Source organism: Mycolicibacterium diernhoferi (genome assembly GCF_019456655.1).
GTDB lineage: Bacteria > Actinomycetota > Actinomycetes > Mycobacteriales > Mycobacteriaceae > Mycobacterium > Mycobacterium diernhoferi.
In genome coordinates, this window is record NZ_CP080332.1 from 4602563 (window position 1) to 4623909 (window position 21347).

At 68.6% G+C, this 21347-nt stretch carries 22 protein-coding genes and 1 pseudogene; 11 read left to right on the top strand and 12 right to left on the bottom strand.

Annotated features, from left to right (window positions below; genetic code table 11):
• The first annotated feature begins 53 nt into the window (after nt 1-53).
• The gene (locus K0O62_RS21715; RefSeq protein WP_073858379.1) at nt 54-1196 is read left to right on the top strand and encodes an Mrp/NBP35 family ATP-binding protein; all 1143 of its coding nucleotides are present in this window, start codon (nt 54-56) and stop codon (nt 1194-1196) included.
• 344 nt (nt 1197-1540) lie between these two features.
• Here K0O62_RS21715 and tatB read toward each other — a convergent pair whose 3' ends face one another.
• The 4 genes from tatB to sigE form a co-directional block, all read right to left on the bottom strand.
• Entirely contained in the window at nt 1541-1951 is a 411-nt protein-coding gene (tatB, locus tag K0O62_RS21720; protein WP_073858380.1) for a Sec-independent protein translocase protein TatB, read from the bottom strand.
• 1 nt (nt 1952) lies between these two features.
• Nucleotides 1953-3443 carry a serine protease HtrA gene (gene htrA / locus K0O62_RS21725; RefSeq protein WP_073858381.1) on the bottom strand — a complete coding sequence of 497 codons (1491 nt, stop codon included), beginning with the start codon at nt 3441-3443 and terminating at the stop codon, nt 1953-1955.
• A gap of 70 nt (nt 3444-3513) precedes the next feature.
• Nucleotides 3514-3906: an anti-sigma E factor RseA gene (gene rseA / locus K0O62_RS21730; protein WP_073858382.1), complete on the bottom strand. Its 393-nt coding sequence runs from the start codon at nt 3904-3906 to the stop codon at nt 3514-3516.
• A gap of 85 nt (nt 3907-3991) precedes the next feature.
• On the bottom strand, nt 3992-4741 hold the full coding sequence (gene sigE / locus K0O62_RS21735) for an RNA polymerase sigma factor SigE (protein WP_372512877.1): 750 nt from the start codon (nt 4739-4741) through the stop codon (nt 3992-3994).
• A 232-nt stretch (nt 4742-4973) separates the two neighbouring features.
• Between sigE and K0O62_RS21740 the strand changes: the two genes are divergently transcribed.
• From K0O62_RS21740 to K0O62_RS21770, 7 genes are all read left to right on the top strand, one after another.
• Nucleotides 4974-5621, top strand: coding sequence for an O-methyltransferase (locus tag K0O62_RS21740; protein WP_073858384.1), 648 nt, complete (start codon nt 4974-4976; stop codon nt 5619-5621).
• Nucleotides 5622-5749: 128 nt separating this feature from the next.
• Entirely contained in the window at nt 5750-6403 is a 654-nt protein-coding gene (locus K0O62_RS21745; protein WP_073858385.1) for a TetR/AcrR family transcriptional regulator, read from the top strand.
• Nucleotides 6400-7299 carry an ABC transporter ATP-binding protein gene (locus K0O62_RS21750; protein ID WP_073858386.1) on the top strand — a complete coding sequence of 300 codons (900 nt, stop codon included), beginning with the start codon at nt 6400-6402 and terminating at the stop codon, nt 7297-7299. Before K0O62_RS21745 ends, K0O62_RS21750 begins: the two co-directional genes overlap by 4 nt.
• Nucleotides 7299-8900: an ABC transporter permease gene (locus K0O62_RS21755; RefSeq protein WP_073858387.1), complete on the top strand. Its 1602-nt coding sequence runs from the start codon at nt 7299-7301 to the stop codon at nt 8898-8900. The genes K0O62_RS21750 and K0O62_RS21755 overlap by 1 nt, the downstream gene beginning before the upstream one ends.
• A gap of 12 nt (nt 8901-8912) precedes the next feature.
• Nucleotides 8913-9587 (top strand): methyltransferase family protein, encoded by a 675-nt coding sequence (locus K0O62_RS21760; protein ID WP_073858388.1) that lies wholly within the window; start codon nt 8913-8915, stop codon nt 9585-9587.
• 26 nt (nt 9588-9613) lie between these two features.
• Entirely contained in the window at nt 9614-9802 is a 189-nt protein-coding gene (locus K0O62_RS21765; RefSeq protein WP_073858389.1) for a hypothetical protein, read from the top strand.
• 30 nt (nt 9803-9832) lie between these two features.
• A complete protein-coding gene (locus K0O62_RS21770) occupies nt 9833-10420 on the top strand; it encodes a DUF4126 domain-containing protein (RefSeq protein WP_073858390.1) in 588 nt (195 codons plus the stop codon).
• Here the strand turns inward: K0O62_RS21770 and glgC are convergent.
• A complete protein-coding gene (glgC, locus tag K0O62_RS21775; protein WP_220045469.1) occupies nt 10417-11631 on the bottom strand; it encodes a glucose-1-phosphate adenylyltransferase in 1215 nt (404 codons plus the stop codon). The two genes, K0O62_RS21770 and glgC, sit on opposite strands and share 4 nt — an antisense overlap.
• A gap of 163 nt (nt 11632-11794) precedes the next feature.
• Here glgC and glgA point away from each other — a divergent pair, with 163 nt between their 5' ends.
• On the top strand, nt 11795-12958 hold the full coding sequence (glgA, locus tag K0O62_RS21780) for a glycogen synthase (RefSeq protein ID WP_073858392.1): 1164 nt from the start codon (nt 11795-11797) through the stop codon (nt 12956-12958).
• A 38-nt stretch (nt 12959-12996) separates the two neighbouring features.
• Here glgA and K0O62_RS21785 read toward each other — a convergent pair whose 3' ends face one another.
• The 5 genes from K0O62_RS21785 to folP all read right to left on the bottom strand — a co-directional run bounded on the left by K0O62_RS21785 (nt 12997) and on the right by folP (nt 16193).
• Nucleotides 12997-13164, bottom strand: coding sequence for a DUF3117 domain-containing protein (locus K0O62_RS21785; protein WP_066857137.1), 168 nt, complete (start codon nt 13162-13164; stop codon nt 12997-12999).
• Nucleotides 13165-13327: 163 nt separating this feature from the next.
• The gene (locus K0O62_RS21790; protein WP_073858393.1) at nt 13328-13912 is read right to left on the bottom strand and encodes a DNA-3-methyladenine glycosylase I; all 585 of its coding nucleotides are present in this window, start codon (nt 13910-13912) and stop codon (nt 13328-13330) included.
• Nucleotides 13909-14262 (bottom strand): DivIVA domain-containing protein, encoded by a 354-nt coding sequence (locus K0O62_RS21795; protein WP_073858394.1) that lies wholly within the window; start codon nt 14260-14262, stop codon nt 13909-13911. The genes K0O62_RS21790 and K0O62_RS21795 overlap by 4 nt, the downstream gene beginning before the upstream one ends.
• 84 nt (nt 14263-14346) lie before the next feature.
• Entirely contained in the window at nt 14347-15246 is a 900-nt protein-coding gene (locus K0O62_RS21800) for a glucosyl-3-phosphoglycerate synthase (RefSeq protein ID WP_205870752.1), read from the bottom strand.
• A 71-nt stretch (nt 15247-15317) separates the two neighbouring features.
• Nucleotides 15318-16193 (bottom strand): dihydropteroate synthase, encoded by an 876-nt coding sequence (gene folP, locus K0O62_RS21805; protein ID WP_073858396.1) that lies wholly within the window; start codon nt 16191-16193, stop codon nt 15318-15320.
• A gap of 140 nt (nt 16194-16333) precedes the next feature.
• Between folP and K0O62_RS21810 the strand changes: the two genes are divergently transcribed.
• A complete protein-coding gene (locus K0O62_RS21810) occupies nt 16334-17602 on the top strand; it encodes an IS30 family transposase (protein ID WP_207551014.1) in 1269 nt (422 codons plus the stop codon).
• Nucleotides 17603-17656: 54 nt separating this feature from the next.
• Here the strand turns inward: K0O62_RS21810 and fadD6 are convergent, their stop codons facing one another.
• Both fadD6 and log read right to left on the bottom strand, forming a co-directional pair.
• Nucleotides 17657-19429, bottom strand: coding sequence for a long-chain-acyl-CoA synthetase FadD6 (fadD6, locus tag K0O62_RS21815; RefSeq protein WP_073858846.1), 1773 nt, complete (start codon nt 19427-19429; stop codon nt 17657-17659).
• Between the two features lie 11 nt (nt 19430-19440).
• Nucleotides 19441-20004: a cytokinin riboside 5'-monophosphate phosphoribohydrolase gene (gene log / locus K0O62_RS21820; protein WP_073858845.1), complete on the bottom strand. Its 564-nt coding sequence runs from the start codon at nt 20002-20004 to the stop codon at nt 19441-19443.
• Nucleotides 20005-20091: 87 nt separating this feature from the next.
• Here log and K0O62_RS21825 point away from each other — a divergent pair.
• A pseudogene (locus K0O62_RS21825) lies at nt 20092-21288 on the top strand (AAA family ATPase); the annotation flags it as partial.
• Nucleotides 21289-21347: the final 59 nt, after the last annotated feature.

The following is a 21347-nucleotide window of genomic DNA, read 5'->3' on the forward strand; positions in this document are numbered from 1 at the left end:
GAGCGTCCTCCCCGAGAATCCGGGTCCGCGGGCGCGGCCTACACTCGCGGGTGATGTCCTCGCCTAATACCGACCTCGAAGCTGCGGTTCGCTCCGCGCTCGCCAAGGTCGTCGACCCCGAACTGCGCCGCCCGATCACCGAGGTCGGCATGGTCAAAAGCGTCACCATTGCCGACAACCAGGCCGTCGGTGTCGAGATCTACCTGACCACCTCGGCCTGCCCCAAGAAGGCCGAGATCGTGGACAGGGTGACCGCCGCGGTCACCGACGTCCCCGGCACCGGCGCGGTCAAGGTCAGCCTCGACGTCATGAACGACGAGCAGCGCGCCGAATTGCGCAAGCAGTTGCGCGGTGACTCCCGCGAACCGGTGATCCCGTTCGCCCAGCCCAACTCGCTGACCCGGGTCTACGCCGTGGCCTCCGGCAAGGGCGGAGTCGGAAAGTCCAGTGTCACCGTCAATCTCGCGGCCGCACTGGCTGCCCGCGGATTGTCGGTGGGCGTGCTCGACGCCGATATCTACGGCCATTCGGTGCCGCGGATGATGGGCATCGTAGACCGGCCCACCCAGGTCGACTCGATGATCCTGCCTCCGATCGCACATGACGTGAAGGTCATCTCGATCGCCATGTTCACCCAGGGCAACACCCCGGTGGTGTGGCGCGGACCGATGCTGCACCGCGCCCTGCAGCAGTTCCTGGCCGACGTCTACTGGGGCGATCTGGACGTGCTGCTGCTCGACCTGCCGCCCGGCACCGGCGACATCGCCATCTCGGTGTCCCAGCTGATCCCGGGTGCGGAGATCCTGGTGGTCACCACCCCGCAGTCGGCGGCCGCCGAGGTCGCCGAACGGGCCGGCGCGATCGCCCTGCAGACCCGTCAACGCATCGTCGGCGTGGTGGAGAACATGGCCGGGCTGACCCTGCCCGACGGCACCGTCATGCAGATCTTCGGCGAGGGTGGTGGCGCGCAGGTCTCGGCGTCGCTGACCCGGTCGGTGGGCGCCGAGGTGCCGCTGCTGGGTCAGGTGCCGCTGGAGCCCGAACTGGTGGCCGCGGGCGACTCCGGGTTGCCGCTGGTGCTATCGGCGCCGGACTCCCCCGCCGCCAAGGAGCTGCGCAAGATCGCCGACGCGCTCGGCGCCCGCAAGCGTGGGCTGGCCGGCATGTCGCTGGGACTGGATCCCGCCGGGCGTTAGCTCGCGTCAGGTTCGGGCCGACAGGCCTGCGAGCTTCGGGTTTCCCCGCTGGCCGCGGCTCTCGGGAAGACATACCCCGTGCAACTGCTTGGGCGAGATCGACGCCAGGGTTGTTGGTTGTGCACGACGAGCCGCAACATGTGACCCTGCGCTCGATCTCGTCGCGAGATCGACGCCAGGGTTGTCGGTGGGCCCGAAATCCGTGCAGCGGGCGGCCATCAGATCGATCTCGTCCTAGGGATTCGACAGCATGTCCCCAGACTCAGCCGCGCACGAATGCCGGATTCACCGCCTCCGTCGAACGCCACGCCGCAGGCCGTACCTGACGTCCCAGGACGTCAGGTCTAGGTGGCGTCGGCGTCGAAGCGGGTGACCCCGGGCTGAGCCGGGGCCGCGGGACCGGGCGGCGCCGACGGCTCGGCCGGCTTCGGCGCATCCGAGGACACCGGCTTGACCGGCTTGTCGAAGTTGCCGGTCAGGAACGAGTCGTCCCCGTCGAGCAGATGTTTGGTGAGCGCGGCGCGCGGCGTCATGCCCCGCAGCTTCTGCAGCTCGCTCAGCGGTTCCCGTAGGTCCTCGAACTCCGGGCCGAGATCCTGGCGCAGCTGGTTGGTGGCGCCACTGAGGTACTCGCGGGCCTGACGCACCGCACCGGAGGTCCAGCGGATCGCGCCGGGTAGCCGTTCGGGGCCGAGGATGACCAGTCCGGCCACCACCAGCAGCAGCATCTCGCCCCAACCGACGTTCGCGAACATGTCAGGCCGCGCCGTCGCCGATCGGAGTGACGGTCAGGGTGACCCGGCGCCCGTCCCGGACCACCTCGATCGGGGCGGGCTCGCCGATCTTGAGCTGCCGGACGGCGACGACGAACTCGTCGGCGTCGGCCACATCGCGGCCGCCGACCTTGACCACCACGTCGTTCTCCAGGATCCCGCCCTGCTCGGCGGGGCCGCCGGCCTTCACGTCGGCGATCTGGGCGCCGGACGCCAGGTCGTTGCTCACCGACCGCGCGGTCAGACCGAGGGTGGGATGCGAGATCTTGCCGCCTTCGATGAGCTTCTGCACGACGTCCTTGACCTCGTTCACCGGGATGGCGAACCCGAGGCCGCTGGCGCTGTCGGACAACGACTTTCCGGCTGTGTTGATCCCGATGACCTCGGCGGCCATGTTGATCAGCGGGCCACCGGAGTTGCCGTGGTTGATCGACGCGTCGGTCTGCACGCCGTCGATGACGGTGTCGGTGTCCGACCCGTCCCCGGACAGCGGGATGGGCCGGTGCAGCGCACTGATGATGCCGTGGGTGACGGTGCTGCGCAGGCCGAGCGGAGCACCCGCCGCGATCACCTGCTCGCCGACCTGGAGCTTCTCCGAATCGCCGAGGCGGGCGACGCTGAGGTTGTCGACATTGTCGACCTTGATCACCGCGAGGTCGGTCTTGGGGTCACGGCCGACGAGGTTGGCCGGGACCTCCTTACCGTCGTTGAACACCACGGTCATCTTGTACTTGGCCGGGTTGCTCGCGGCCTCGGAGATCACGTGGTTGTTGGTCACGATGTAGCCGCGCCCGTCGATCACCACGCCGGAGCCCTGCGACCCGGACTGGTCGCTGGTCGCCTCGATGGTCACCACCGAATCGGCAACGGCGGCAGCGACTTCGGCGAACTGCCCGGCCGGCTCGGCCGGCCGGTCGCTGGTCTCCAGGGTGACCTTGGAGGTGGTGAAGGCCTCCACCACCTCGGCGGTCTTACGGCCGACGACACCACCGAGGGCGCCGATCACCAGCGCCATGATCGCCAGGACCGCCAGCGCGACGGCCGACACCCGGCGACCGAACAGCACATCGCGGACACCGAGCTTGCCCTGCGGGGCCTGCACGACGACCGGTCCGCTGGGCGCGACGGCCGGGGAACCCAGCGCCGCGGCGGCGGCCGGGTCGCGCCACGGATCGTCGGGTTCGTCGGCGTCGACCTGCCGTTCGGCTTCCAGCGCGCCGGCGTCGGCCGGGTGGCGCTGCAGCGAGTCACCGCCGGCGTAGGGCCGACCGAACGCCTCGGCCAGCACCGGGTCCGGGGACAGGTTCTTGGGGGTGTATTCGCCCTGGTCGCGGTGCTTGTCCGCGCCGAGGAACGACCCGCTCACTCCGTCGGGCCGACCGAAGGCGCGTTGTTGCACCGGGTCGACCGGTGGACGCGAAACCGGACGGGGCGCCAGACGGGGATTACTGCCCGATTGGTCCTGATTGGTCACCCGTGCATCACTCCCCGTTCAAGCGCGCACCAAGAGACGGCACCCGCGACTGATCGTCCTCGCATCAACCCTACCGGCGCTTGCGCCGGGAGCGACCTGCGCCTTCGACGGAATGCTGCGGCGTTTCCTCGGTGGGTGTCACCGGGGTGCGGTCGGGAATCTGGGACAACAAGCCCAGCAACGAGTTGGGCATGGCGATCGGACAGGCCTCCCGCAACGCGGACCGGGCCTGACGCTGCGCGTCCACCTCGCCGGCACACAGCGGGCACAGCGACAGATGGTGCCCGGCACGCAGATGGGCGGTCATCCGCAACTCACCGTCCACGTAGGCGGCGATGGCCTCCGTGGACAGGTGTTCGGTGGAGCCGAACTGACGCGGGCCGACCGGCTCACCGCTCTGCGATGCGAACTGGGTGGGAAGCCAGGAGAACGCACGACGGAACACATCGCCCGGGTCTGCCATTACCCGACTCCTTTCGGACCGCCCCCACTTCGCACTGTTCCCATCTGAATGTAGCGCGGGAACCCGCACCTCACATCCATCATGATCAGGCGGAAGCGCTCAGCTCGTCCGAATGCTTGGCCAGATGCTCACGCAACGCCTGCCGACCACGGTGGATACGGCTGCGGACGGTGCCCAGTTTCACACCGAGGGTGGCGCCGATCTCCTCGTAGGACAGGCCCTCGATGTCGCACAGGACCACCGCGGCGCGGAACTCCGGCGGCAGCGAGTCCAGCGCGGCCTGCAGGTCCGGGCCCAGCCGCGAGTCGTGGTAGATCTGCTCCGGGTTCGGGTCCTCGGCCGGCACCCGGTCGTAGTCCTCGGGCAGCGCTTCCATGCGGATGCGGGTGCGGCGGCGCACCATGTCGAGGAACAGGTTGGTGGTGATGCGGTGCAGCCAGCCCTCGAAGGTGCCCGGCTGGTAGTTCTGCAGCGACCGGAACACCCGGATGAACGTCTCCTGGGTCAGGTCCTCGGCGTCCTGCTGGTTACCGGCGAGGCGGTAGGCCAGCCGGTACACCCGGTCGGCATGCTGGCGGACCAGTTCGTCCCAGGACGGCATGGTGGCCTTGTCGCCGGTGGCGTCGAACACCGCGGTGCCGACCAGTTCGTCGGAGGTCTCCACCCAGTCGCCGTCGGTGTATTGCTCCAGGTGAGGCATCGAGACAGGAGACGCACCGGGGGAAGCGACCGGAATTGCGGGGACAACGAGGGTGGTGATCTTCAGATCCTCCATATCAGGGTGGCAGGCCACGTGAGCGGGCGTCTGCTCGGAGTCGTTGAAAGCGTTGCTCATGGGAACGTGGCCGAGGCCATCCGTATTCCGCGATCGCAAGCTGTCGCCGTGTTCCATGGAAGTACCGTCTCCGACCGGGGTGTGCCTGGCATATGAGCAAACTGAACAGAACCTGAGAAAGTAGATACCCGGTCGGCGACCAGGGAAAACCCGGTGTTTTCGGGTGTGATTTACCCATCATGGGCGGGCGTGTCGCGACTCGGGCGATCCGGGTTCGGCCTACGCTGCGGGCATGGCCAGCACCGACGATTCCGCTCGCGCCCTGTCGATCGTCTCGCACGCGGAGCAGTCGATCAGCGAGGACGAGGTGACGGCCGCCGCCCGTGATCGCGCCGTGGACAGCGGCGCCGGGGCCGTCACCCCGGCCGTCGGGGCGTTGCTCAGCGTGCTGGCCCGGCTCACCGGGGCCAAGGCGGTGGTCGAGGTCGGTACCGGCGCCGGGGTCAGCGGTCTGTGGCTGCTGGCCGGGATGCGCGAGGACGGGGTCCTCACCACGATCGACGTCGAACCCGAGTACCAACGGCTGGCCAAGCAGGCGTTCAGCGAGGCCGGCGTCGGCCCGTCCCGGACCCGGCTGATCAGCGGCCGCGCCCAGGAGGTGCTGCCCCGGCTGGCCGACGATTCCTACGATCTGGTCTTCATCGACGCCGCCCCGACCGATCAGCCGCAGTTCGTGGCCGAGGCGGTGCGCCTGCTGCGCCCGGGCGGCGCCATCGTGGTGCACCGCGCCGCGCTCGGCGGCCGTGCCGGTGACGCGTCGGCCAACGACGCCGAGGTCAGCGCGGTCCGTGAGGCCGCCCGGCTGATCGCCGAGGACGAGCGATTCACCCCCGTGCTGATCCCGCTGGGCGACGGTCTGCTCGCCGCCGCGCGCGACTGACCCTTCGGGGCTCTCTTTTCGCGAGATTGCCGTTGCCGCGGCCTCGTCTCGCGCTTTCTCTCGATATCCGCAATCTGGGGCCGCTGCACCCTTGACCGCCTACTGAACGCGCGTTTAGCGTATTGAACATGCGTTCAGCCCAGGATCTGACCACCACCGCACGGATCCGGGATGCCGCCATCCGGCAGTTCGGGGAGCACGGGTTCGGCACCAGCGTGCGCGCGATCGCCGCCAGGGCCGGTGTCAGCGCCGGGTTGGTCATCCACCACTTCGGCTCCAAGGACGCGCTGCGCAAGGCGTGTGACGACTACATCGCCGAGCAGATCCACGGCGCGAAGGCGGAGACCATCCAGTCCTCCGACCCCGGCACCTGGCTGGCCCAGGTGGCCGAGATCGACGAGTACGCACCGATGATGGCCTACCTGGTGCGCAGCATGCAGGCCGGCGGCGACCTCGCCAAGTCCTTCTGGACCAAGATGTTGGAGAACACCGAGGACTTCCTCGAGGTGGGGGTGCGGGCCGGCACCATCAAACCGAGCCGGGACCCCAAGGCACGCGCGAGATTTCTCGGAATCCTCAGTGGCGGCGGGTTTCTGCTCTACCTCCAACTGCACGACAACCCCTCCGATGTGCGCGCCGTGCTGCGTGACTACGCCGAGGACATGATGCTGCCGGCCCTGGAGCTCTACACCGACGGCCTGATGACCGATTCCACCATGTACGACGCGTTCCGGGCCGACCACGACCGGACCCACCCACCCGACGGAGGAGCACGCCGATGACGCACGCATCCGCACCTGCAGTCGAAATCAGAGACCTGACAAAGAAGTTCGGCCGCCACAAAGCACTGGACGGACTCGACCTGACCGTCTCCCCCGGCGATGTCACCGGGTTCCTCGGCCCCAACGGCGCCGGGAAGTCGACCACCATCCGGGTGCTGCTCGGCCTGCTGCGCGCGGACAGCGGCACCGTACGTCTGCTCGGCGGCGACCCGTGGCGGGACGCCGTGGCACTGCATCGCCGGATCGCCTACGTGCCCGGCGATGTCACCCTGTGGCCCAATCTGACCGGCGCGCAGGCCATGGACTTCCTGGCCCGGCTGCGCGGCGGAGCCGATACCCGGCGCCGCGACGAGTTGATCGAACGTTTCGAACTGGACCCGCACAAGTCGGCCCGCACCTATTCGAAGGGCAACCGGCAGAAGGTCGCCATCATCGCCGCCTTCAGCACCGATGCCGAACTGTACATTCTCGACGAACCCACATCCGGGCTGGACCCGTTGATGGACAAAGTCTTTCAGCAATGTGTCGCGGACGCGGCGGCGCGCGGAGCCGCGGTCCTGCTGTCCAGCCACATCCTCGCCGAGGTCGAAAAACTCTGCGACAACGTCACCATCATCCGGGCCGGGCGAACGGTCCGCTCGGGCGCGCTGGCCGAACTGCGGGACCTGATGCGCACCACGGTCACCGTCCGCACCCGCGGCGACGGGACGGCGCTGCGGCGGCTGCCCTACATCCACGATTTCAGCGAACGGGACGGGCAGCTGAGCTTCTCGGTGGGCCGCGCCGACCTCGATGGCGCCATGGACCGGCTGGCCGCCCTCGGCATCGACGAGCTGTCGGTGGCCCCGGCCTCTCTGGAGGACCTGTTCCTGCGTGAGTACCGGGCGGTGAGCTGATGACGGTCACCGCCCACAGGGCGCCGGCGACCGAGTCACCGATCACCGGCGCCGCGCCCCTGTTGCGATTGGCGTTGCGCCGGGACAGGATTCGGCTCACGGTGTGGATCGCGCTGCTCACCCTGCTGATGGCCTACACCCCCGGCGCGCTGCGAATGGCGTACCCGGGCGAGGAACAGCGCCAGGCCCGGGTCAGCCTGATGCAGACCCCGGCCGGAACCATCATGGGCGGGCCGATGTTCGGGTACAACGAGACGGCGCCGGGCGCCATGCTCGCCAATGAGCTGATGCTCACCATGATCGTCGCCGCCTCGATCCTGGCCATCCTCACCGTCATCCGGCACACCCGTCGCGACGAGGAGAGCGGCGCCGCCGAACTGGTGCTGTCCTCGGTGGTCGGCCGCCACGCGCGCACCGCCGCAGCGCTGATGCTCGTCGCGGCCGTCAACCTCGTCCTCACCGTCACGATGACGGTCACGGTGGCCGCCGCCGGGTTCGATCTCGCCGACAGCGCCGCCATGATTCTCGGGATCACCTGGGTGGCAATGCTGTTCGGCGCAGTCGCCGCCGTCACCGCCCAGCTGTGGCGACAGGCCCGCACCGCCACCGGCGCGGCGATGGGCGCCCTGGCGTCGGCCGCCCTGGTCCGCGGTGTCGGCGATGTCATCGACCCGGCCGGCAGCGCCTTGAGCTGGTGCTCCCCCATCGCCTGGGCACAGCAGATGCGGGCGTTCGTCGACCTGCGCTGGTGGCCGCTGGCTCTGCTGATCGGCGTGACCGCCGCCCTGATCGTGACCGCCGCGGTCCTGGAAGGACGCCGCCAGTATGACGCCGGCATCATCAGAACCACCGGCGAACGGCCCGGCGCCCATCCGATCCCGAATGTGTTCGTCCTGCATCTCACTCTGGCGCGCGGTCAGTTGATCGGTTGGGGCATCGGCCTGTTCCTGGCCGGACTGGCGTTCGGGTCGATGACGAACTCCCTGCTGGATGCGGCGCGCGACAACGAACTACTGGCGCGGATGCTGACGGTCTCGGGCACCGACGGGGTGTACACCACCATGACCCAGTTCCTGGCCGCGACGGTCGGCGGTTACGTGGTCTCGGCCGTGCTGCGCACCTACGCCGACGAGGAGTCCGGGCTGTCCGAACCCGTGCTGGCCGCCGCGGTGTCACGCTGGCAGTGGCTGCTGACCTCGGTGGCCGCCGCACTGACCGGGGCGAGCGCACTGCTGTTGTGCGCCGGGTTGGGCAATGGGTTGGGCGCCGGGCTGACCGTCGGCGAGCCGGGCACCGTCGCGCGGCTGACACTGGCCGGGCTCGCCAACATCGCGGCCATGGCGGTGATGGCGGCGATCGCGGCGTTGGCCGTCGCGCTGCGCCGGCCCTGGATCGGCTGGCTGGCGGTCACCTTCGTGGTGGCCTCGCTGTACCTCGGCCCGCTGCTGCGGCTGCCGCAGTGGCTGCTGGACGCCTCCCCGGTCGGACAGACCACCGCGCCAACCGATTTCCCCCTCACCACGATGGCCGCCATGGTCCTCATCGCCGCCGGACTGTGCCTGGTCGCCGGGCAGATCTACCGAAACCGAGACGCGGTATAGGAGGCGGCGACCGTGAAGCTTGCCGTGCAGTTCATCGCGTCGACACTGGTTGGCCTGGCGTTCTTCGCCGCGGTCCTGTTCGTGCCGGCCGGCACCCTGGACTACTGGCAGGGCTGGGCGTTCCTGCTCGTGTTCATGGTCACCACGCTGGCACCGAGTGCCTACCTGGCGGTCACCGACCCCGCCACGTTGGCCCGCCGCATGCGTGCCGGCCCGACGGCCGAAACCCGTCCGGCCCAACGCATCGCCGCGGCCGGATTCACCGTCGCGGTGACCGTATGCCTGATCGTCAGCGTGCTCGATCACCGGTTCGGCTGGTCGTCGGTGCCGACGGCGGGCGCCATCACCGGGTTGGTGCTGGTGGCGGTCGGGCTGAGCGTGGCCCAGTGGGTGATCTTCCAGAACCGCTATGCCGCAGCCAACATCACCGTGGATGCCGAGCAGACGCTGGTGTCGACCGGTCTGTACGCCGTGGTGCGGCACCCGATGTACACCGCCGTGACGGTGATGATGGTCGGCACACCGCCGGCACTGGGGTCACTGTGGGGCCTGCTCGTCCTCGTCCCCATGCTGGCCGTGCTGGTCGTCAGAATCCTCGACGAGGAGGCGATGCTCACCGAACAGTTGCCCGGCTACCGCGAATACTGCGGGCAGGTGCGCTACCGGCTGTTACCGCACGTCTGGTGAATTCTTCGGCCGGATAGGCTTCGCTCATGACCGCAAGACCGTGCCCGGGTGGCGGGAAGAACTGGACGGTCGACATCGCCGGCAAGCCGATCTGCCCGCGGTGCCGACGCACGATCGCCACCGTCGCCGGCAAGGGGCGCACCCCCCGTAACACGCCGGTGGTCCCGCCGCACGACCGCCCGACCGGTAAGAGCAACCCGCGCCGAAGCTCCTAGGTCCGCGCCACCGGATCGCATACTGACCCCATGGAACTGCTCACCGGGTTCGGGCTGGCGACCGCGGCGGGACTCAACGCCTACATCCCGCTGCTGGCCCTGGGGCTGCTGTCCCGGTTCACCGATCTGGTCACGTTGCCCGCCGGCTGGTCCTGGCTGGAGAACGGCTGGGTGATGCTGATCGTGGCGGTCCTGCTGGTGGTCGAGATCGTCGCGGACAAGATCCCCGCGCTGGACTCGGTGAACGACGCGGTGCAGACCTTCGCGCGCCCGACCGCCGGGGGCATCGTCTTCGGGTCCGGCACCGCCGCCGAGACCGCGGCCGTCACCGATCCCGGGGCCTTCGCCTCGTCGGGACAGTGGATCGGGGTCGTCCTCGGCATCGTCACCGCGCTCGTCGTGTCGCTGACGAAATCCGCGGTCCGCCCGGTCGCCAACCTCGGCTCCGCGGGTATGGCCGCGCCGGTGCTGAGCACCGCCGAGGACGTCACCAGCGTCGGGCTGGTGTTCGTCTCGCTGCTGCTACCGCTGCTGGTGCTGGTCGCGCTGGCACTGGTCGCGTTCGCGGTGTTCCAGGTGTGGCGCCGGCGACGGCGCAAACCGACCGCGACCGGTTAGATCCACACGCCCTTACCGACGGCGACCACACCGCCGGAGCTGATGGAGAACCGCTCGCGGTCCTTCTCCAGATCCACCCCGACCATCTCGCCGGGGCCGACGACCACGTTCTTGTCCAGGATCGCCCGGCGCACCACCGCGCCGCGTCCGATCCGCACACCCGGCATCAGGACGCTGCCCTCCACGATGGCGCCGTCCTCGATCGCGACGTTGGACGACAGCACCGAATTGCGCACCGAGGCAGCCGAGATGATGCTGCCGGCACCCACCACGGACTCCTGCGCGGGTCCGCCGTTGACGAACTTGGCCGGCGCCAGGTTCTCCGCACCGCCGCGGATCGGCCAGCGCTTGTTGTACAGGTTGAACACCGGATGCACCGAGACCAGATCCATGTGCGCGTCGTAGAACGCGTCCAGCGTCCCGACGTCACGCCAGTACCCGTGGTCGCGTTCGGTGGCGCCGGGGACCTCGTTGTCATCGAAGTCGTAGACGCCGGCCATCCCGTCGGCGACCAGCCGCGGAATGATGTCCCCGCCCATGTCGTGATCGGAGTGGTCCTCGTCGGCGTCGGCCTTGATGGCGTCGATGAGCACCTTGGTGGTGAAGATGTAGTTGCCCATCGAGGCGAAGGTCTGTTCCGGGTCGTCCGGGGTGCCGGGCGGGTCGGCGGGCTTCTCCACCCAGCCCCGGATCCGGCCGGACTCGTCGGCGTCGATGCAGCCGAACGCCGAGGCCTCCGAACGCGGCACCCGGATGCCGGCCACCGTCGCGCCGGCCCCGCTCTCGATGTGGTGCTGCAGCATTTGTTCGGGGTCCATCCGGTACACGTGGTCGGCACCGAAGATGACGATGTAGTCCGGGTCCTCGTCGTAGATCAGGTTCATCGACTGGTAGATCGCGTCGGCCGAACCGGTGTACCAGCGAGGGCCGAGCCGCTGCTGCGCGGGCACCGGGGTGATGTACTCACCGGCGAGCCCGGACAACCGCCAGTTCTGCGAGATGTGCCGATCCAGCGAATGCGATTTGTATTGCGTCAGAACGCAGATGCGCAGGAACCGGGCATTCACGAGGTTCGACAGCACGAAGTCGATCAACCGGTAGCCACCGCCGAACGGCACCGCCGGCTTCGCCCGGTCTGCCGTGAGTGGGTAAAGCCGTTTACCCTCCCCTCCAGCCAGGACGATGCCCAGCACATGTGGCGCTTCCCTCATGCTGCCAACCTATCTGGCCTGCCGCAGTGCGGCTAGCCAAACTGCCGATCGAAGTCCCGCCGGTCGCGGTGTAAAAGCGCCGATCGACATGTCCGGGCGCTGATCATGATTCGCGAACTGGATGGGAGGTGCGTTGCGAACGGCCGCCCGTTACCGTGCTCACATGCGCGTGGCAATGATGTCCCGGGAGTATCCGCCCGAGGTGTACGGCGGGGCAGGTGTGCACGTGACCGAGCTCGTCGCACAGCTGCGGCGGTTGTGCGAGGTCGACGTGCACTGCATGGGCGCGCCGCGGGACACCGCGATCGTCGCCGCACCCGACCCGGCACTGGCGGGCGCCAACCCGGCGCTGTCCACGCTGTCGGCGGACCTGGTGATGGCCAACGCGGCGGCGGGGGCGACGGTGGCGCATTCGCACACCTGGTACACCGGGATGGCAGGCCATCTGGCCGCGCTGCTACACGACATCCCGCACGTGCTGACCGCCCACTCGCTGGAACCGATGCGCCCCTGGAAGGCCGAGCAGCTCGGCGGCGGGTACCGGGTGTCGTCCTGGGTGGAACGCACCGCCGTGGAAGCGGCCGACGCGGTCATCGCGGTGAGCTCCGGTATGCGCAACGACGTGCTGGCCACCTACCCGGCCCTGGACCCCGCCCGGGTGCACGTGGTGCGCAACGGCATCGACACCGCGGTCTGGTATCCGGCGCCCCCGGAGTCGGAGGGTTCGGTGCTGGCCGAGCTCGGGGTCGACCCGAACCGGCCGATCGTGGCGTTCGTCGGGCGGATCACCCGGCAGAAGGGCGTCGCTCACCTGATCGCCGCGGCACACAAATTCGATCCCGAGATCCAACTGGTGCTCTGTGCCGGCGCCCCCGACACCCCGGAGATCGCGGCGGAGATCAGCGCCGCCGTGCAGGATCTGGCCGCGGCGCGCTCGGGCGTGTTCTGGGTGCGGGAGATGCTGCCGATCGGCAAGATCCGTGAAATTCTCTCGGCATCAGCAGTTTTCGTGTGCCCGTCGGTGTACGAGCCGCTGGGCATCGTGAATCTGGAGGCGATGGCCTGTTCGACGGCGGTGGTCGCCAGCGATGTCGGCGGCATCCCCGAGGTGGTGGCCGATCACGAGACCGGGCTGCTGGTGCACTACGACGCCACCGACACGGCCTGCTACGAGACCCGGCTCGCCGAGGCGGTCAACACCCTGGTGGCCGAGCCGGAGCGGGCCCGCCGCTACGGCGCGGCCGGGCGGCAGCGGTGCATCGAAGAGTTCTCCTGGGCACACATCGCCGAGGAGACGCTCCGGATCTACAACCTGGTGACGCGCTAGCCGGATCTCCGGCTGGCGCGGCACCGTGGGTGCTGTGCCTAGCTGGTCACATTCTTGAGTTCTTCGCCGAGCGCGGCGGCCTCATCGGGGGTCAGCTCGACCACGAGCCGCCCACCCCCTTCCAGTGGTACCCGCATCACGATGCCGCGCCCCTCTTTGGTCGCTTCCAAAGGACCGTCACCGGTCCGGGGCTTCATGGCCGCCATCGTGTGCTCCCTCCGCTGAGCCGGCCCGCACTGGACGGACCCGATCAAGCCGGCATGTACCGGCACAGAATTGGTACTGAACTTCTCCTATTGTTCCCTATGGGAGCGCTGTGGTGTGAAAAGACCCGGCGAAAGGCCCCGACCGTGACCGGATCGACAGCGGTTACCCCCGTGCCGGGACCCAGCAGGAGGCCGTGTGGTCGTCGACCATTCCGGTCGCCTGCATCAACGCATACGCCGTCGTCGGCCCCACGAAACGGAACCCCCGGCGCTTGAGCTCCTTGGCCATGGCGGTGGATTCCGGCGTGACCGCGGGGACCGCGGACAGCTCCGCCGGCCGCGGCCGGGCCGGCGGAGCGAACGACCACAGCAAATCCGACAGCTCGACATCCAGGTCGGCGATCGCGCGGGCGTTGTTGATCGTCGCCTCGATCTTGGCGCGGTTGCGCACGATCTCGGCGTCCTCCATCAGCCGGGCGACATCCCGGTCGGTGAAGCGGGCCACCTTCTCCACCTCGAAGCCCTCGAACGCGCGCCGGAACCCTTCCCGCTTGCGCAGAATGGTCAGCCAGGACAACCCGCTCTGGAAGGCCTCCAGGCTGACCCGCTCGAACAGCGCCACGGTGCCACGCAGCGGCATGCCCCACTCGGTGTCGTGGTACTCCCGATAGAGCATGCCGTTGGGGCTGGAATCGGTTGGCACCCAGCCGCATCGGATGCGGCCGTCGGGCGCGGCCGGATCGCTCATGATTCGTCCGACCGGGCGTGTGCGGGCGCGTGCTCGGCCGGCTGCTCGTCATCATCGAGCCCGTAGGCGGCCCGCAGCGCGGCCAACTCGCCACGCAACGAGTCGAGTTCGGCGCCGAGCCGGTCCAGCACCCAGTCCACCTCGCTGGTCTTGTACCCCCGCAGGGTCTGGGTGAACTTGAGCTCATCGACGTCGCTGCCGGTCACCCCGGAGGCGGGCAGCACCGTCGCCGTGGTGGCGTGGGGCAGCGGCGGCAGTCGCTCCCCACGGCCGAACAACACACTGCCCAGGGCAAACAACACGGCACCGACCAGGATCAGCACCACCAGGTACAGCAATATCAACGTCACGCTCTCGATACTGCCCTACCGGTCGGACATCGGGATCAGCCAGACTCCGTGCTCGTCGGCACCGGAAGGGTCAGGCCGGCGACGCTATCGCGGCGGTCGCAACGTGTTCATCGGCGGTCGGTCGGCCAGCGACACCGACGAGGTGCGCGCGGTGTAGTCGTCGCCGTCGGCGAAGAACTGGGTGAGACCGACACCGGAGTCCTCGATGCCGCACCGCGACAGCAGCGTGGCGATGACCTGCCGGCTCATCGAGGCCAGTTCGGTCAGCGGCCGGTTGCGGTGTTCGCGCACGCCCAGATTGACCTGGGCGATGCCGTCCAGGCCGTAGCGGTTGTAGGTGTCGACCAGCAGGCCGATCTCGACGCCGTAGGCGGGCGCGAACGGCACCGAGGTCAGCAGCTCCCGGGTGCCGGCGTACTCACCGCCGAGCGGCTGCATCACGCACGTCAGCTCGGGTCGCAGCGCGGCCAGCAGCGGCCTGGCGACCAGTTCGGTGACCCGTCCGCCGCCGCTCTTGTCCTCGCTCCCGCTCACCTTGAGCGGCCGCCGGTAGAACCCCTTGACCAGATGCACACCCTCGGTCGTCAACAGCGGCCCGAGCAGCTTGGGCACGAACATCGGGTCCGGGTCGATCAGGTCGGAGTCGACGAACACCACCAGGTCGCCGGTGGTGGCGGCGAGCGACCGCCACAGCACCTCACCCTTACCGGGGCGCGGTGCCAGCTCGGGCAGCGCCGTCTCGCGGCTGACCACCCGGGCGCCTGCCGCCAGGGCCCGGATCTCGGTGTCGTCGGTGGATCCGGAATCCAGCACGATCAGTTCGTCGACCAGTCCGCCGAGCAGCGGGGAGATGGTCTCCACCACCGAGCCGACGGTCTCCTCCTCGTTGAGCGCCGGGAGCACCACCGAGACGGTGCGGCCCGCTTTCGCGGCGATCAACTCCTCCACGGTCCAGGACGGACGACCGAAACTGTGGTCTGTCATCCAGCGGTGCCCTGTCACCGCGTCAGTGTCGTCGATCTCGGCCAGTTCTGGTGTCAGCTCCGATATCACCGTCATGCCAGTCCCCTTACCGTGCGCGTCGGCGGACGCGATCCGCGGATCGACGCGACCATTTCCAGTACGCGTCGAGTGGGACCGACCTCGTGAACCCGGAACATGGCGGCTCCGTCGGCGGCGGCCAGAGCCGTCGCCGCCAGCGTGCCCTCCAGGCGCTCGGTCAGTCCCACCCCCAGAGTCTCCCCGACAAAATCCTTGTTACTCAGGGCCATCAGGACCGGCCATCCCGTGTTTACAAGATCTTTCACATGGCGCAACAAACTAAGACCGTGGTAAGTGTTCTTGCCGAAATCGTGAGTGGGATCGATCACTATCGCGTCCCGCGGTACCCCGACCGCGACCGCACGTTCGGCCGCCGAGGTCACCTCGGCGATCACGTCGTCGACCACACCGCGTTCGGTGATGCCGTAGTTCACCCGGAACGGCCGGGTCCGCGGAATCGCGCCGCCGGTATGCGAACAGACCAGCCCGGCCTGGAATTCGGCGGCCACCTCGGGCAGCCCCGGGTCGGCTCCGGCCCAGGTGTCGTTGATGAGGTCGGCACCGGCCGCGCAGGCCTGTTTGGCGACGGTCGCGCGCCAGGTGTCGACGCTGATGAGTTGGTCGGGATAGGCACCGCGCAGCCATTCGATGAACGGCACCACCCGGGCGATCTCCTCGTCGGCGTCCACCGTGTTACCCGGGCCGGCCTTGACGCCACCGATGTCGACGATGTCGGCGCCCTCGGAGATCACCCGGTGGGCGGCCTCCTTGGCGGCCTCGTCGGTGAACGTGGCGCCGCGGTCATAGAAGGAGTCCGGGGTGCGGTTGACGATTGCCATGATCAGCGCTCGATCACCCGCCACCGGGCGGCCCAGGAAAGTCGACTGCACGCTTCCAGGCTATAGGCCGCCAGATCCGGTGCATTTTCGCTGCCCAGACCCGGTTGGTGAGCGGCGAAACTCGCGTACCCGTCGCTGCCGAGCCCTTGGCTTCAAGGGGTGGATGCAACAGCACTACTTGAGGAGTGCTGTTGTCTCGGAGATCGCTCAGGTCTGTTCGTGAAGCGTTTTGGGGTCATATCGGTGCCGGCCTGACCGAACGTCAGGCCGCTGTGGCTGCCGGCGTGTCGGTAACGACTGGGGTCACGTGGTTCGCTGACGCTGGCGGGGTGAAACCCCAGTTCACTGCCCCTAGGAAGAACGGTCGGCGACGGCGCCTGGATCTGGCTGATCGGATCCGGATCCAGATCGGCGTGCACAACTATGAATCGCTGAACTCGATAGGGCGCAGCTTGGGCCGGCCGGCCTCGACGATCAAATACGAACTCGACGTCAATGGTGCCATCGCCGCCCACAATGGCGGCAAGTCCGGCTACCGGCGCAAGGAACGCTTCGGGGCCCGCCAGAGCGGTCGCACCACGAGGTTGAAGTACGACGCGTTGCTGGCCCAGGTCCGCTCCGAGCACCGGGCTCGACGCCCCAAGGCGGGCAAGCTGGCCACCAATGCGCGGCTGCGCGATGCCGTGCAGTACCGGTTGGGCCACGAACAGCACAGCCCAGCCCAGATCGCCCACCGGTTACGGTGGGAGTTCCCCGACGATCCGGAGATGTGGGTGTCGCACGAGACGATCTACCAGGCAATCTACGTGCAGGGCAAGGGGAATCTGCGCCGCGACTTGCACACGTGTTTGCGCACGGGTCGAGCACTGCGCAAACCGCAGCACCGCCCCGACCAGCGACGCCCGCGTATCCGGGACATGGTCAGCATCAGTGACCGGCCTGCCGAGGTCGAGGATCGTGCCATCCCCGGCCATTGGGAAGGCGACCTGATCACTGGAACGGAAAACAAGTCCGCGATCGGCACCCTGGTCGAACGCAGCACCCGGTTCGTGATCCTGCTGCACCTACCCGATAACCACGGCGCCCTGGCAGTCCAAGAGGCCATCGTGGCCAAAATCGCCCAGCTGCCCGCGATCATGGCCCGCACGCTGACCTGGGACCAGGGCATCGAAATGGCCAACCACGCCAAGATCGCTGCAGCCACCGATCTCGACATCTACTTCTGCGATCCGCACTCACCCTGGCAACGAGGCACCAACGAGAACACCAACGGCCTCCTGCGCCAATACTTCCCCAAAGGCACTGACCTATCGGTCTTTCCCGCCGACTACCTCGACTACGTCGCCGCCAAACTCAACAACCGACCCCGCCAGACCCTGGGCTGGAGAACACCCGCCGAAGCCCTCGACGCATTACTGTCAGACCCGCCTAAACCACCCGCTGTTGCAACCACGACTTGAAACCGCCGCCTACGACAGCGACCGGTACGCGTGTTTCGCGCGCTACGCGAGGCGCTACTTGGGGCGCTTGCCGTCCTTGACCTCGTCGACGTACTCCGGATAGAAGGGCACGTAGCCCTCGGTCCGGTCGGCCAGCACGTACAGCGGGTCCTCGACGTCCTCGCCGTAGCCCTGCTTGCGCAGATCGACCTTCTGACTCTTGAACGTCGAGGTGTGCGCCAGCTCGGGCACGATCCGGACGAACAGCGGCACCGCATAGGCGGGCAGGTGCGCGAACGCCGTCTTCGCCAGCGCGGCACCGTCGAAATCGACACCCGTCTTGAGCTGCAGCGCAACCATTCCCGCGCGGCCACCGGCACCGGGTACCTCGACGCCGAACACCGCGGCCTCCTCGACCTGCGAATCCCCGGACAGCCCGGCCTCCACCTGGGTGGTGGCGACGTTCTCCCCCTTCCACCGGAAGGTGTCGCCGAGCCGGTCGGCGAAGGCCGCGTGCCCGAAGCCCTGCGACCGCATCAGGTCACCGGTGTTGAACCAGACGTCGCCGTCCTTGAAGGCGTCGCGCACCAGCTTCTTCTCCGACGCCGACTTGTCGGTGTAGCCGTCGAACGGCTGGAAACTGCTCACCTTGGACAGCAGCAGGCCGGGCTGCCCGCGCTTGACCTTGCGCAGTCGGCCGTCGGCGCCGCGCGCGGGTTCGCCTGTCTCCAAGTCGTATTCGACGAACGCGACGGGGCTCGGGCAGATGCCGGTGGACTTCGACACGTTGAACACGTTGACGAACGCGGTGTTTCCCTCACTGGCGGCGTAGAACTCACAGACCCGCGGGATGCCGAAGCGGTCGGTGAACTCGTCCCAGATAGCCGGTCGCAGCCCGTTCCCGCAGATCACCCGGACCTTGTGCTGGCGGTCGGTCGGCTTGGGCGGCTGGTTGAGCAGGTACCCGCAGATCTCCCCGATGTAGACGAACGCGGTGGCGTCGTAGCCGATCACCTCGTCCCAGAACCGGGATGCGGAGAACGACTTCCCCAGCGCCAGAGCGGCTCCCGCGTTCAGCGCCGAACCGACCGCGACGGTCAGGGCGTTGTTGTGGTAGAGCGGCAGGCAGCAGTAGAGGGTGTCGTTGCTGTTCAGCCGCAGCCCGAGACCGCCGAAGCCGGCGAGCGCCCGCAACCAGCGGTAGTGCGTCATGACGCTGGCCTTGGGCATCCCGGTGGTTCCCGAGGTGAAGATGTAGAACGCCTTGTCCTTGGCCAACACCGCGGCGGTGGCCGCCGGGTTGGTGGTCGGTGCGGTGACGGCGGCCTGTTTGAGCTCCTCGAGGGTGATCAGACCGTCGGTCTGCACACCGCTGTCGGTGATCGGCTCGATCAGATCGGACTCGGCGACCACGGCCTTGGCGTCCAGCAGCCCGATGCTGTGGGCGAGCACCTTGCCGCGCTGGTGGTAGTTGAGCATGCCGGCGGTGGCGCCGCACTTGACGGTCGCCAGCATCAGCAGCACCGCGTCCGGGGAGTTGCGCAACATGATGCCGACGACGTCGCCGTGCCCCACTCCCCGGGCCGCGAGCACCGCGGCATACCGGTTGACCGTCTCGTTGGCCTGCCGGTAGGTGATGCGCTGATCCTCGAACTTCAGGAAGATCCGGTCCCCGTACTGGGCGGCGCGTTCCTGGAAGACCTTGCCGATCGAGGTCTCGGCGCTCGGGCGGGCGCCCATGCCGGTGACCACGCCCCGGATGATGGCCGGGATGTCGAACAGCAGACCTGGAATTTTGCCGGCGATGTCAAGCAGGCCGACGCTGGCGCGGGTGAAATCCTCACTCATGCTGACCTAGCCTAGTGACTGGGGCCACATGCGCTGAGAGCCGTCTCAACATCGCTGACCAGTACCAACCGCTCCAGGGCGCGTTCGCCGACGTAACCGGTGTCCACCAGGCTGCGCAACCAGCTCAACAGACCGTCGTAGTGACCGAACGGGTCGAGCATGACGATCGGTTTGTCGTGCATCCCGAGGTAACCCGCGGTCCAGGCCTCGAAGAACTCCTCCAGGGTGCCGATGCCGCCGGGCAGCGCGATGAACGCGTCGGCGCGCTCCTCCATCACCTGCTTGCGTTCCCGCATGGTGTCGGTGACCACCAGTTCGTCGGCTTGGACGTCGGCGAGTTCGCGGTGCACCAGCGCCTTCGGGATGACGCCGATGGTCCGACCGTTGCGCTGACGGGCTCCGTCGGCGACCGCGCCCATCGCCGAGACGTTGCCGCCACCGGAGACCAGGGTCCAACCGCGGTCGGCGATGGCCCTGCCGACAGCGGTGGCGAGTTCGAGCAATTCGGGGTGGGTCGGACCGGATGCGCAGTACACGCAGACGGCCCACGGGCTGGTTTCGGGCGCATCGGACACAGCCCAAACCTACCGCCGGTTTCCCCCTGGTCGCGTCGCCGACCGCCATACACTGCGACGGTGCCCATGCCGCCCAGTCCTGCGGGCGCGGCCGCCGACGCGCTCGGTCGCGGAGACCTCGCGGCCGCCGAGGACCTGGCTCGCGCGGCGTTGCGCGCCGGCGAGTCGTTGCCGGCCCGGTTGACGCTGGCCCAGGCGCTGGCCTGGCAGGGCCGCGGCCGGGACGCCGATGCGGTGCTCGCCGAGGTCGACCCGGGCACCCTCGCCGAGGCGGATCTGGTCGCATGGGCGCTGCCGCGGGCGGCCAACCAGTTCTGGATGCTCGACGAGCCGGAGCGGGCCACCGCCTTCCTGCGGGCCACCCGCGCGCGGCTGCAGTCCGCGACGACGGTGGATGCGTTGCTGAGCACCTTCGCGATGAACGCCGGCAGCCCGCAACGGGCACTCGATCTTGCCGAGGCCGTATTGAGAACACCGGACGCCGAGGACCGGGCCATCGGCTGGGCGGCCTCGACGGCGGCGCTGTCGGCCGCCCGGATGGGCCGGTTCGCGCCGGTGGACTCCCTGGCGATGCGGGCGAGCGCGGCCGGGCACCCCGGGCTGCTGCGGTTCACCTCCGCGTTCGGGCAGACCACCGCGCTGACGATGGCCGGCGAACTGGACCGCGCCGAGTCGTTGGCGCGCCAACTCGCAGCTCCGGCACAGCCGTCGTCGGCCATCGCGCAGGTGTTGCTGGGCGAGGTCCTGCTGACTCGCGGCGAGCTGGACGAGGCGGTGTCGCTGCTGTGGGAGGCGGCCACCGCGCTGTCGGTCACCGGGTACTCGTGGGGACCGTTGGCATGGATGTTGTCGGCCCAGGCGCTGGGCAGGCAGGGCCGGGCGGTGGACGCGGCCAAGGCGTTGGCGCGCGCCGAATCCCGGCACGGCCTGAAGTCGATGTTGTTCGCGCCCGAACTGGCGCTGGCGCGGGCCTGGACCTGCTCGGCACGCCGCGACCCGGTTGGCGCCGTGGCGGCCGCCCGCGATGCAGCGCGTGCGGCGGCACGCGGCGGGCAATCCGCAGTGGCAGTGCGCGCACTGCACGACGCCGCATGTCTCGGCGACAATCGGGCGGGCGAGAGCATCGCCGCGCTCGAAATGGACTGCACATTCGCTGGTTTGGCACTCGAACATGCGCGTGCCCTGGCTGGCCGAGACGACACCCGCCTGGAGTCCGTTGCCAAAAGGCTCGCTGCGTTCGGAATATCGAGAACGAGTCCGGGCGGCCCGCGACCTACCCGGTAGATCGGCCCGCCGGTCCTTGCCACAACGGGCTGCGAACACTCTTGCAACGCCCTAGTGTT